The sequence below is a fragment of the Hydrocarboniphaga daqingensis genome (assembly GCF_900129825.1).
Taxonomy (GTDB): Bacteria; Pseudomonadota; Gammaproteobacteria; order Nevskiales; family Nevskiaceae; genus Hydrocarboniphaga; species Hydrocarboniphaga daqingensis.
The window spans coordinates 137,127-149,763 of sequence record NZ_FQWZ01000005.1; the positions used below are offsets into that span (position 1 = coordinate 137,127).

Sequence of the window (12,637 nt, forward strand, 5' to 3'; positions counted from 1 at the left end):
ATCAGATCACCGCTTGCGGGTAGGAGCCGAGCACGCGGAACAAGGCAGCGCGCTGGCGGATTTCGTCGAGGACCGGCTTGATCAAAGGGTCTTCGCAATGGCCGTCGATGTCGACGTAGAAGTTGTAGTCCCAAGCTGCACGGCGCGACGGCCGCGATTCGAGCTTGGTCAGGTTGATGCCGGCGGCCGCAAACGGCGCCAGCAGTTCGAACAGCGCACCAGGGCTGCCCTTGTGCGCCGAAAACACCAGCGAGGTCTTGTCGCGACCGGTCGGGTCGGACAGCTTGCGGCCGATGATCAGAAAGCGCGTCGTATTGCTGGGATCGTCCTCGATGTTCGACGCCAGCACGTTCAATCCATACAGCTCGGCAGCCGCCTTGCTGGCGATCGCCGCGCCGACGCCGGTTTCAGCGACCTGCTGCGCCGCGGCGCCGTTGCTGGCGACCACGGCCTGCGAGGCGTTCGGCAGCGTCGCGTCGAGCCAATGGCGGCACTGCGCCAGCGACTGCGCGTGCGAAAAAATCACCTTGACCTGATCGATACGCTCGACCTTGGCCATCAAATGGTGGTGCACCGGCAACAGCACTTCGCCGCAGATCGACAGGTTCGCCGTCGCCAGCTCGTCGAGCGTGTTGCTGACGATACCGCCGATCGAGTTTTCGACCGGCACGACGCCGTAGGCGGTCTGCCCCGAATCGACGTCGCGGAAAATCTCGTCGATCGCGCGCTTGGCGCGCGCCTCGACCGCATGGCCGAAGTGCTTGTACACCGCCTCTTGCGTGTACGTGCCTTCTGGCCCCAGGTAGGCGACCGTCAACGGCGATTCCAGCGCCAGGCACGCCGACATGATCTCGCGCATCAGCCGGGCCATTGCCTCGTTGGAAAGTGGGCCGGTGTTGCGAGCCATCGCCAAGCGCAGCACTTCGGCCTCGCGCGCCGGGCGGTAGTGGTCGCCATCGGCACCGGTCTGAGCTTTGATGTCGCGTACCGCCTCAGCCAGACGGGCACGCTCGTTGATCAGGCCCTGGACCTTTTCGTCCAGCGCATCGATCAGGGCGCGGGCTTGGGCGAGTGTGGTGGGTTTCATAAGAGCAGGTTCGAAAGGACGCGAAGAATACAGCGGTTTGCTTGCCTCTCCCACCGGGAGCGGGTGGCCCGAAGGGCCGGGTGCGGGTCGGCCGGATGGGCGCGATTGCCGGACGCCCTCACCCGGCGCTACGCGCCGACCTCTCCCGAAGGGAGAGGCAAGCGCGCATGCGTTCTGGCCGAACCAGGAATCAGAAGGAGAACGCAGCAGCACGCTGCTAGTTGCCCTCTCCCACCGGGAGAGGGTGGCCCGAAGGGCCGGGTGAGGGCCTCGACGCGCCGAGCATCCCCTACCCCCGCAATCCGAACGCCTTTTCCTGCATAAAAATCAGGCCGCGCTAGCGAGCCGCGATCACCCGCGTCGACAGCACGCCCGGAATCGTCGCGATCTCGTCGATCACCGTCTGTGGGATCGCGGTATCGACGTCGACCAGCGTGTAGGCCAGATCACCGCGCGACTTGTTCAGCAGGTCGGCGATGTTCAGGTTGCGACGCGCCAGCGCGGTCGAGATCTGGCCGACCATGTTCGGCACGTTCTCGTTGACGATGCACAGGCGATGCTTGCCCGGCAACAGTGCCAGCACCGCTTCGGGGAAGTTGACGGAATTGGTGACGTTGCCGGTCAGCAGGAAGTCACGCAGCTGCTCGGCCACCATCACCGCGCAGTTGTCCTCGGCTTCGTTGGTCGACGCGCCCAGATGCGGCAGCGCGACGACGCGCGGATTGCCCTTCAGCGTGTTCGATGGGAAGTCGCAGACGTAGGCGTGCAGCCGGTTCTCGTTGAGCGCTTCGACCAGGGCCGTCTCGTCGACGATGCCTTCGCGAGCGAAGTTCAGCACCACGCCGCGCGGCTTGAGCAGCCGGATCCGCTCGGCGTTGACCAGATTGCGCGTGGCCGGCAGCAACGGCACATGCAACGACACGAACTGCGAGCGCGCCAGCAGTTCGTCGACGGTCAGCGCCTGCTTGACGCGCGCATCGAGCTTCCACGCGTTCTGGACCGTCATGGCCGGGTCATAGCCCCAGACCTCCATGCCCAGCTCGATGGCGGCATTGGCCAGCTTGACGCCGATCGCGCCCAGGCCGACCACGCCCAGCGAGCGGCCCGGCAGTTCCATGCCGACGAACTTCTTCTTGCCGGCCTCGACCGCCTCGTGCATCGCGCGATCGTCACCGTCGAGCTTGCGCACGAAGTCCAGCGCCGGGGCGATGTTGCGAGCCGCCAGCAGCAGGCCGGCCAACACCAGTTCCTTGACCGCGTTGGCGTTGGCACCCGGCGCGTTGAACACCGGCACGCCACGCTTGCTCATCAGTGCCACGGGGATGTTGTTGGTACCGGCACCGGCCCGGCCGATCGCCTTGACCGACGCGGGAAGCTCGACTGCGTGCAGGTCGGCCGAACGCACGAGGATCGCGTCGGGCTGCGCAACATCCGGGCCGGTGTCGAACTGCGGCGCCGGCAGGCGCTCCAGTCCCTGCGCGGCGATGTTGTTGATCGTCTTGATTTTGAACATGCAGAACTCCGCTGATGGCCGTGAGGCTTAACCGTGTGTCCGGGCGAATTCCTTCATGTACGAGATCAGCGCCGCAACGCCTTCCTCGGGCATCGCGTTGTAGATCGACGCGCGCATACCGCCGACGATGCGATGGCCCTTCAAGCCCGGCAGGCCGGCTGCCTTGGCACCCTTCAGAAAGTCGGCATCGAGCTCGGTGTTGGCCAGCACGAACGGCACGTTCATCTTCGAGCGCACCGGTTTGGCGACCGGGTTGCGGTAGAAGTCCTGGCTGTCCAGGTAGTCGTACAGCGCAGCCGCCTTGCGTGCATTACGCTCGCCGATCGCGACCAGCCCGCCCTGATCCTTGATCCACTTGAACACCAGGCCACAGACGTACCAAGCGAACGTCGGCGGCGTGTTGAGCATGGAGTCGTTGTCGAACACGCTCTTGTAGTTGTGGATGTTGAACGTGCCGGGCGTCACCTGCCCGATCAGGTCGTCACGGACGATGACCACCGTCAGACCGGCCGGACCGATGTTCTTCTGCGCGCCAGCGTAGATCAGGCCGTACTTGGACACGTCCAGCGGACGCGACGCAAAGCTCGACGACATGTCGCTGACCAACGGCACGCTGCCAACGTCCGGCGCGTCCGGGAACTCGACACCATGAATCGTCTCGTTCGACGTGATGTGGACGAACGCCGCATCGGGGTCGAGCTTCCACTGCGCACGGTCGGGGATGTCGGTGAACTTGCTGGCTTCGCTGGTCGCCGCCAGGTTGGCGCGGCCGTGGTTGGCCATTTCCTTGTGCGCCTTCTTGCCCCATTCGCCGGTCACGATGTAGTCGGCGCTGGTCTTGCCGCGCAGCAGGTTCTGCGGCACCAGCGCGAACTGCTCGGTGGCCCCGCCCTGCATGAACAGCACCTTGTAGTTGGCCGGGATGTTCAGCACCTCGCGCATGTCGCGCTCGCAGTCGGCTGCGATCGACATGAACTCCTTGTCGCGATGGCTCATTTCCATCACGCCCATGCCGGCGCCGCGCCAGTCAAGCAACTCGGCCTGAACCTGCTCCAGCACGGGCAAGGGCAGCGTCGCGGGGCCGGCGCTGAAGTTGAAGATACGGCTCATGATGTCTCCTGGGGGTGGTTATGGCCGGGCAGCGTGGCCCGGCGGTCGATCAAATAAGTTGTGAAATGGGGACTGCAGAACGCGCGGCTGACTAGGGTTCGTCGATCAGCCGTTGATGGACGCAGCCGCGCCGGATGAGCGCAGCCAGTTGTCGACGTCCAGGCCCGGCACCGACAGATAACGATTCGGCTGCTCGGTGACCAAGGTCAGTCCATGCGCCAGCGCGGTGGCGGCCTGGATCAATTCGAAGCCGCCGAGGCTTTCCTGCTGCTGCGCGAGATAACCGGCCAGCTGGCTCGCGTGCTGGGCCTCGACACTGCCGAATTCGATGACCCGCACCGTCGCCAGCAATTGCTTGAGCAGATCACCGTAGCGGGCCACCGCGCGCGGTTGCAGCCGCAGCCCGGTTTCAGCCTGCACCTGACCGACGATGGACACGCAGACGTCGCCGGGCTTGAGCTGCGCCAGCGCCAGCACCACGGGCAAGCGACCTTTGACCGCCGCCACCAGCGTGGCCGCATCGAGCAGCACGCCCATGTCAGCGCGCCTCGCCTGGGGTCCAGACCTGAAAATCGGCGATGCCGGCCGCCAGCTCCGGCGCTGGATTGCGGAAGTGCTCGCGCAGCTCCGGCGGCCAGTCACTGGCCTCGAAACGCGCCAGCCAGTCCTTGACCGCAGTCGAGATCAAGCGGTTGCGCGTCGTGCCGGTGGCTTCGACAGCCCGAGCCAGCCGCTCAAGCGTGTCGTCGTCGAGGTGGAGGCTGAAATTCATACGCGAATTACAACATAACAGGACATGTTAGGCAATGCCGATACGCCACGCGTTCCACTTTCAACTGGCCGAAACATGCATTGGGCATCTTGGAAGGCTCAGCGCGTGTTCCATCGACGCATGCGCGCCCCTCATCACCAGGAAGCGCCTTTGATCTCCGCCCACCACCGCCGCTGGTTGCTTGCCATTTGCATCTGCATAGCGGCTTGCGATGGACGCGCGCCAGGAGACCACGACGCGGCCCCCAACCCTCCCACCTCGCCAGCAACACCGACGCTGCCTCCGGTCGCCAGCCTCGACAATGGCGTCTGGCTGAAAGGCGACCTGCATATCCATTCGCGACATAGCACCGACTCCAGCAACAACCCCGAATCGAAGATCATCGCGCTCGGCGAGAGTGTCGGCATGGACTACTTGGCCATCAGCGATCACGACAACCACGTCGGCGGTGACGTCGCCAACAACACCTGGGCCGACCCCGAACTCCGGTCCAACGCCTTGCTGTTGCTCTACAGTGCCGAGTTCACGACGGCCCGCGGCCACGCCAATCCGTTTTCTGCCACGCCTTACAACCATCAGCGCCTATACGATGCACGCGACGGCCTGGACACCGCGCTGGCGAAGATCATCAAGGAAGAGGGGCTGCATTTTTCCGCCAATCACCCCAACGGCGCCGACCACTTCGGCTATAGCTACGACTTGGTCGATTCGATCGAAGTGTGGAATTCGGCGATCTGGTCCAGCAACGCAGGCTCGATGCTGATCTGGCAGGACATGCTGAACTCCGGCCGCAACATCACCGCACGTGGCGGCAGCGACTCGCATCACGGCTATCCCGGCATCGGCGATACCCCCGGGCAGAACAGCCTCCAGGCGGGCGCGAACAATGTGGGCACTCCGACAACCTGGGTCTATGCCACCGCACGGACCTCGGAGGCGGTGATCGCCGCACTCACGAATGGCCGCGTCAGCATCAGCAGCAACCCTAATGCACCGCGCGTGGTGCTGTATGCCGACCGCGACCGGGATGGCACGATGGACATGATGATGGGCGACAACGCCGCACCGCCTGGCAGCGCCGTCGATTTTCGCGTCGACCTGGTCGGTGTCGGCGTGGCCCTGCTGCCGTACACCGTCACAGTCATCAAGAACGGCAGCACGTTGGGCACCTATACGATGCAGCCCACATCGCCGTCGCTACGTTTCACCGACACGCCCGCCGCGGGTGAGCGCAGCTATTACCGCGTGCAGGTCGAAGGCCAACCAGCACCCTATCCGCAGGTGCCTGCATCGTCATTGCTGAGCGCGAACATGATCGCACTCAGCAATCCGATCTACTTCAACTTCAACCGGCCGCGCTGAGCGGACCGCAGTCTGCGCCGCGACCCGGCATCAGCAGCGCGCGGATTGCTACCAGCGAATCGACAGCCCCAGCGCGACTTGCAGGTCGGGAGTGTCGCGATTCAGGCCGGCATAAGCCGCGGCGTCGAGTTGCACATCCTGACTCAGCAGCAAGGCAAAGCCGGTATCGAACCGAACTTGCGTCGGCGCGCGATCACCGCCGCCGATGTCTTCGGACGCCAGTTCGGCGAAGGTCCGGAACGTGTCGGTCCAGGCATAGCCCGCTGTAGCACCGATCAGCGCAGCGGTGTAGCGATCACCCGCGTCATCGGTGTTCCAGATGACGCCGGGCATCACGCCCACCGACCAGCGATCTGCCGGCGCCCATTCGGCGACGTAGCGCAGTGATGGGCGGAGTTCCTTGCCGCGAAACTCCGAGGCACCGGACGGAATATCGACATGGACCAGCACCGCACTCGACGCGCCGAGCCAATCCGCATCTGAGGTGTGCCATTTCACGCCCAGCGCGATCTCACTCCAGCCGGTGACCGCGCTCTCGCCGTCGACGTGGTCGCGCTTGTAGCCGTCAGTTTCAAGCCGTGCCTCGAGCACGTCTCCGAGGCCCAATCGCAGCAGCGTCGGCGAGGACAATGTCTGCGACTTGAACCCCGACGCTTGATCGTTCTGATGCGCGACGCTGGTTTCAACCTGAAAACGACCCGCGCCGACGACCAGACTGGATTCGACGAAGTCCGGCCGGTCGGTGCTGATGGGCTCGGCATAGGCCGATGCGGGGATCGTGGCCAGCAGCAGCACGCCAGCGCCGCCCAAGGCAGGCCGCCAATCGTGGATCGACATGAAAATTCCCTCAAAAAGGGACCGTGCCCCACGGCTGCGACGCATCCTGCGCCCTGCACCGCCAGCCACCAGCCCAATACGGCCGCCATTCTGTGCGGTCGATCAGCGGGTAACGGCAGCAGCGGCGTCGACTTGAGTGCCGCACGGGCACCGCGGGCGTCGCGTTTTGATGGAGTGACGAGCCTTGGTGGCGCTGATTAGCCGAAGCGGCGGTGTTGCGCCAATGCGCGGCACGGTGCCGCCGGGCCGACCCCGCTATCGGGAATCGGCCGGCATATCGGCACTGCCCGCAGGCTACTCGGCTGCGGCGTCGTCCGGACCTTCGAGCGGCGCCGCGATGTCGTCGGGCGAAGCGTCGTCGTCGGCTTCGATTTCGATCCGGTCGACACCGACCAGGCGGTCACCCGCGTTCGGCTTCATCAGACGCACGCCCTGGGTGTTGCGGCCCATGGTGCGGACGTCGGTAGCCTTGAAGCGGATCAGGTTCGCCGACTCGGAAATCAGCATCACCTGATGGCCGTCGGTGACCTCGATCGCGCCGATCAGGTTCCCGGTCTTGTCGGTCAGCGCCTGGGCGATGACGCCCATGCCACCGCGTCCACGCAGCGGGAACTGGTCGATCGGCGTGCGCTTGCCGTAGCCGAACTCGGAGGCGGTCAGAATGTCGGCGCGGGCGCTGCCGGCTTCTTCCGGAGATACGACGATCAGCGCGATGACGCGAGCCTGCGCCGGCGCCGATTCCTCAGCGCCATCGGCGTCGGCGACCGACGCATCCGCCGACTCGTCGGCCGAGGCCTCGTCGTCGCGACGCACCAGTCGCATGCCGCGCACGCCGGTGGCGGTACGGCCCATCGCGCGCACGTCGTTCTCGTTGAAGCGGATCACGCGGCCGGCGTCGCTGAACATCAGCACGTCACTATTGCCGGTGGTCAGCGCCACGCCGACCAACGAGTCGTCGACTCTCAGGTCGAGCGCGATGATGCCGTTGCTGCGGATGTTGGCGAACGACGCCAGATCGGTCTTCTTGACCGTGCCCAGACGCGTGGCCATGAAGATGTAGCGCGGCGAACCGTCTTCGTTTTCGAACTTCTTGACCGACAGCACGGCGCTGATTTTTTCGCCCGCTTCCAGCGGCAGCAGGTTGACGAACGGCCGCCCGCGCGAGCCGCGTGAGCCGCCCGGCAACTCGAACACGCGCAGCTTGTAGACCTTGCCGGTGCTGCCGAAGCACAGCAGCCAATCGTGCGTGTGCGCGACCCACAAGCGGTCGACGAAGTCTTCCTGCTTGTTGGCGGTGGCCAGCTTGCCGCGGCCGCCACGCTTCTGCGCTTGGTACTCGGTCAGCGGCACGCTCTTGACGTAGCCCTCGTGGCTCAGCGTGACGACCATGTCCTGCGGCGCGATCAGGTCTTCGCGCGCCATGTTCAGCGCCGCGTCGGTGATCTCGGTGCGACGCTCGTCGCCGTACTGCTCCTTGACCGCCAACAGCTCATCGCGAATCACCGTCAGCAGCCGCGACTCGGACGCCAAGATGTCGAGATAGTCGACGATCGATTCCAGCAGCTGCTTGAACTCGTCGTGGATCTTGTCCTGCTCCAAGCCGGTCAAGCGCGACAGGCGCATTTCCAGAATCGCGCTCGCCTGCGCTTCCGACAGCCGGTAGGCCGCCTTGCCTTCCAAGTCCAGAATGCCGAATTCGGCCGCCAGATCTTCGGGCCGCGACGCCGTGGCGTCGGCGCGCTCGAGCAGCGTCGTCACCAGGCCGGCATCCCAGGTACGCGCCATCATGGCCACCTTGGCCTCGGCGCTGTTGGGCGAGCGACGGATCAGCTCGATCATCTCGTCGATGTTGGCCAGCGCAACGGCCAGGCCTTCGAGGATGTGCGCGCGCTTGCGCGCCTCGCGCAGCAGGTAGCGAGTACGCCGCGTGACCACTTCGCGGCGGTGGCGCACGAAGATTTCAAGCAACTCCTTGAGCGACATCGTTCGCGGCTGGCCGCCGTCGAGCGCGACCATGTTGATGCCGAACGTTACCTGCAGCGAGGTCTGCTGGAACAGGTTGTTCAGCACCACCTCTTCGTTCTCGCCGCGCTTGAGCTCGATGTAGACGCGCATGCCGTCCTTGTCGGACTCGTCGCGAATCTCGGCGATGCCTTCAACCTTCTTTTCCTTGACCAGCTCGGCGATCCGCTCCTGCAGCCGCGCCTTGTTCACCTGATACGGCAACTCGGTGACGATGATCGCCTGCTTGTCATTGCCGACTTGCTCGAAGTGCGTGCGGGCGCGGATCACGATGCGACCCCGGCCGGTCTCATACGCCTCCTGCAGGCCATGAGCGTCGAGAATCAGGCCCGCAGTCGGGAAGTCCGGCGCCGGGATCAGCTTCATCAAACCGGCGGTGTCGATGTCGGGGTTGTCGATCAATGCAACGCAGCCCGAAATGATCTCACCGAGGTTGTGCGGCGGGATGTTCGTCGCCAAACCGACCGCGATGCCTGCGGAGCCGTTGACCAGCAGCTGCGGGATGCGCGTCGGCAGCACCACCGGCTCGATGTCTTTTTCGTCGTAGTTCGGGACGAAATCGACCGTTTCAGAATCGATGTCGGCCAGCATCTCCGACGTCAGGCGCGCCATCCGGCACTCGGTGTAACGCATCGCCGCCGCGCGGTCGCCGTCAACGGAGCCGAAGTTGCCCTGCCCGTCGACCAGCAGATAACGCATCGAGAACGGCTGCGCCAAGCGCACCAGCGCGTCGTAGGCCGCCGTGTCGCCGTGCGGGTGGTACTTGCCGATCACGTCACCGACGACGCGGGCGCACTTGATGTACGGGCGGTTCCACGTGTTGTTGAGCTGACTCATCGCGTACAGGATGCGGCGATGCACCGGCTTGAGCCCGTCGCGCGCGTCGGGCAATGCGCGGCCGACGATGACGCTCATCGCGTAATCCAGATAAGACCGACGCATCTCGTCTTCGAGATTGACGGACAGCACTTCCTTGGCGAATTCAGTCATTGGCGCAATGGCAGCTCGGGCAGCCTTGGCGGGCCGCCTCTATAGTCGGGAGGGATGAAAGCAATATGCGTTAAATTCTAACACGCCAGCGCCTGCAGTGACGCCAAGGGCGCAGCTTGGGCTACAGCGTAGGGGGATAGCCGCACCGTCATACGGCGCCCGGCAGTGGCCCCAGCATCCGTGGGCGACGCTTGCGTGCCACCAAAACCCGGCAGCAGCGATGCAATGGCGACCCGCCACGACATCGCTGCCAGGCGCAGCCCTCAGGTCAGCGTGATGCCTTCGACGCGCGCCACCGTGAAGATGTCCTTGTCGCCGCGGCCGGACAGGTTGATCACGATGTTCTGGTCCGCCGACATCGTCGGCGCCAACTTCTTGGCATAGGCGAGCGCATGCGCCGGCTCCAGCGCCGGGATGATGCCTTCGATCCGCGAGCATTCGTGGAACGCGGCCAGGGCCTCATCGTCGTTGATCGCCGTGTACTCGACGCGGCCCAGGTCCTTGAGCCAGCTGTGCTCGGGGCCGACACCGGGATAATCCAGACCGGCCGAGATCGAATGCGTGCCCTGAATCTGGCCGTTTTCGTCGGCCATGATGTAGGTGCGGTTGCCGTGCAGCACGCCCGGCTTGCCGGCCGACAGCGGCGCGGCGTGACGGCCGGTCTCGATGCCGTCACCGCCGGCCTCGACGCCGATCATCCGCACGCCGTCGTGTTCGATGAACGGGTGGAACATGCCGATTGCGTTGCTGCCACCACCGACGCAGGCCACCAGCGCATCGGGCAGACGGCCGATCTGCTCACGCGACTGCCACAGCAGTTCGCGGCCGACCACCGAATTGAAGTCGCGCACCAGCATCGGATAAGGGTGTGGGCCGGCGGCCGTACCGATCACGTAGAACGTGTCGTCGACGTTGGTCACCCAGTCGCGCATCGCCTCATTGAGCGCGTCCTTCAGCGTCCGAGTGCCGGACGTGACCGGTACGACCGTCGCGCCGAGCAGCTTCATCCGGTAGACGTTCGGCGACTGGCGTTCGACATCGTCGGCGCCCATGTAGACCACGCACTTGAGCCCGAGCCGCGCGGCGATCGTCGCCGATGCCACGCCGTGCTGGCCGGCACCGGTCTCGGCAATGATGCGCGTCTTGCCCAGATGCTTGGCCAGCAGCGCTTGGCCGACGGTGTTGTTCACCTTGTGCGCGCCAGTGTGGTTCAGGTCTTCACGTTTGAGCCAGATGCGCGCGCCGCCCCAGGCGCGGGTCATCCGCTCAGCGAAGTACAGCGGCGACGGACGGCCGACGTAGTGTTTGAGGTCGTAGTCGAGCTGCTGTTGAAACTTCGGGTCGGCTTTGAACTGCTCGTAGGCCTGTTCGAGCAGCCGCAGCGGCTCCATCAGCGTTTCGGCGACAAAGCGGCCGCCGTAGGGGCCGAAGTGGCCGCGGTTATCCGGAAACTGTTCGTATTTCATGGTCTTGACGACTGGAGATCGGCGCGGCGAACCGCGTCGACGAACGCCCGCATCAGGGCGGGATCTTTGATGCCCGGTGCCGACTCGATGCCGCTGGACACGTCGACGGCGGGAGGGCTTGCCATTGTAACCGCGCTGGCGACGTTGGCCGGGTTCAGACCACCGGCCAGCACCCAGCTTTTGCTCAACACGCGGGGCGCCCGAGACCAATCGAATGCATGGCCGGTACCGCCGAGAGCGCCCGGCGCATGGCTGTCGAGCAGCAAGGCGCGGGCATGCGGATAACGAGCGCACCATTGTTCCAAATCCTGGGCTTCGGCCATCGGCACCGCCTTCAGGTATGGACGCTGCCAACGCTCGCAAAACTCAGCCGACTCGTTGCCGTGAAACTGAAGCAGGTCGGGGTCAGTGGCGGCGATCGCCTCGTCGATCAGGCTGGCCGGCGCATCGCGGAACAGCGCCACGCGGCTGACGAAGGCTGGTACCTGCCGGCTCAGCGCGGACGCGACATCAGCCGTGACGGCGCGCTTGCTGCGCGGATCGAAGATCAAGCCGACGGCGTCGATACCCAAGCTCAGCGCCTGGGCCAGATCGTCGGCACGGGTGAAGCCGCAAAACTTGATGCGGGTCGGCAACGGAATCTCGTCGAGTGCGTCGGTCGCGGTGCTTGCGTTCGCTGGACTAAGGCAGCCAGAAGTCGGCAGCAGCAGGCAAACCGTAATGAGCCGGATAATCGGCAGCAACGAAGTATAGCCCCTGAGCCGGGGCGTTCATGCCCGCGCGCGTGCGGTCCCGGCTGGCCAGCACCTCGGCGACCCAAGCCTCTGACTGACGTCCCTGCCCGACTTCCATCAGGGTGCCGGCGATGTTGCGCACCATGTGATGCAAAAACGCATTGGCGCGAATGTCGATCAGCACGAAGTCGTTGCGCCGCCAGACCGCGATGTCGGTGACGCAGCGCCACGGCGTCGTCGACTGGCATTGCGCGCCGCGGAATGCGGAGAAATCAAGCTCGCCGATCAGGCATTGCGACGCGCGATGCATCGCTTGCTCGTCCAGCGTCCAGGCCAGCCACGCCGCCCGGTCCGACAGCAGCGCCGATCGTGCCCGGCTGTTGTGGATCACGTAGCGATAACGCCGCGCGACCGCGCTATGGCGGGCATGAAAGTCCGGCGCGACGGCTTGCACCCAGCGCAGCGACACGTCGGGCGGCAGATGCGTGTTGGTGCCGAGCAGCCAGGCATAAGGACTGCGCCGCGACGGCGAATCGAAATGAATGATCTGCGCGTGCCCGTGCACGCCGGCGTCGGTGCGCCCGGCGGCCGATACGGCCACTGGATGCGCAGCGACGCGACTTAGCGCGGTTTCAAGCTCGCCTTGGACCGAAGGTGCATGTTGCTGCGACTGCCAGCCCGAATAGCGCGTGCCGACGTATTCAACGGCCGCGGCCCAACGTGTGATTTCCATTCGCCATTATC

Annotated in this window: 11 protein-coding genes; 1 reads left to right on the top strand and 10 read right to left on the bottom strand. The window is 65.1% G+C overall.

Features of this window, described 5'->3' with window-relative positions; all coding sequences use genetic code 11:
* Position 1: 1 nt before the first annotated feature.
* From pheA to BUB09_RS11265, 5 genes are all read right to left on the bottom strand, one after another.
* Positions 2-1,087 (bottom strand): prephenate dehydratase, encoded by a 1,086-nt coding sequence (gene pheA / locus BUB09_RS11245; protein WP_072897740.1) that lies wholly within the window; start codon positions 1,085-1,087, stop codon positions 2-4.
* Positions 1,088-1,424: 337 nt separating this feature from the next.
* Positions 1,425-2,600 carry a phosphoglycerate dehydrogenase gene (locus BUB09_RS11250; RefSeq protein ID WP_072897742.1) on the bottom strand — a complete coding sequence of 392 codons (1,176 nt, stop codon included), beginning with the start codon at positions 2,598-2,600 and terminating at the stop codon, positions 1,425-1,427.
* 27 nt (positions 2,601-2,627) lie between these two features.
* Positions 2,628-3,710 (bottom strand): 3-phosphoserine/phosphohydroxythreonine transaminase, encoded by a 1,083-nt coding sequence (gene serC / locus BUB09_RS11255; protein ID WP_072897743.1) that lies wholly within the window; start codon positions 3,708-3,710, stop codon positions 2,628-2,630.
* Positions 3,711-3,815: 105 nt separating this feature from the next.
* The gene (locus tag BUB09_RS11260; RefSeq protein ID WP_072897745.1) at positions 3,816-4,247 is read right to left on the bottom strand and encodes a PIN domain-containing protein; all 432 of its coding nucleotides are present in this window, start codon (positions 4,245-4,247) and stop codon (positions 3,816-3,818) included.
* A 1-nt stretch (position 4,248) separates the two neighbouring features.
* Positions 4,249-4,482 carry a ribbon-helix-helix protein, CopG family gene (locus BUB09_RS11265; RefSeq protein WP_072897747.1) on the bottom strand — a complete coding sequence of 78 codons (234 nt, stop codon included), beginning with the start codon at positions 4,480-4,482 and terminating at the stop codon, positions 4,249-4,251.
* 150 nt (positions 4,483-4,632) lie between these two features.
* Here BUB09_RS11265 and BUB09_RS11275 point away from each other — a divergent pair, with 150 nt between their 5' ends.
* Complete coding sequence (locus BUB09_RS11275) at positions 4,633-5,844, top strand: CehA/McbA family metallohydrolase (RefSeq protein ID WP_139250258.1); 1,212 nt, start codon at positions 4,633-4,635, stop codon at positions 5,842-5,844.
* A 48-nt stretch (positions 5,845-5,892) separates the two neighbouring features.
* Here BUB09_RS11275 and BUB09_RS11280 read toward each other — a convergent pair whose 3' ends face one another.
* From BUB09_RS11280 to truA, 5 genes are all read right to left on the bottom strand, one after another.
* Positions 5,893-6,681, bottom strand: a complete 789-nt coding sequence (locus tag BUB09_RS11280) for a transporter (protein ID WP_072897752.1) — start codon at positions 6,679-6,681, stop codon at positions 5,893-5,895.
* A gap of 294 nt (positions 6,682-6,975) precedes the next feature.
* Positions 6,976-9,693 carry a DNA gyrase subunit A gene (gene gyrA, locus BUB09_RS11285; RefSeq protein WP_072897754.1) on the bottom strand — a complete coding sequence of 906 codons (2,718 nt, stop codon included), beginning with the start codon at positions 9,691-9,693 and terminating at the stop codon, positions 6,976-6,978.
* A gap of 263 nt (positions 9,694-9,956) precedes the next feature.
* Complete coding sequence (gene trpB / locus BUB09_RS11290; protein WP_072897756.1) at positions 9,957-11,159, bottom strand: tryptophan synthase subunit beta; 1,203 nt, start codon at positions 11,157-11,159, stop codon at positions 9,957-9,959.
* The gene (locus BUB09_RS11295; RefSeq protein WP_072897758.1) at positions 11,156-11,794 is read right to left on the bottom strand and encodes a phosphoribosylanthranilate isomerase; all 639 of its coding nucleotides are present in this window, start codon (positions 11,792-11,794) and stop codon (positions 11,156-11,158) included. The genes trpB and BUB09_RS11295 overlap by 4 nt, the downstream gene beginning before the upstream one ends.
* Positions 11,795-11,840: 46 nt before the next feature.
* Entirely contained in the window at positions 11,841-12,626 is a 786-nt protein-coding gene (truA, locus tag BUB09_RS11300; RefSeq protein WP_072897760.1) for a tRNA pseudouridine(38-40) synthase TruA, read from the bottom strand.
* Between the last annotated feature and the right edge of the window lie 11 nt (positions 12,627-12,637).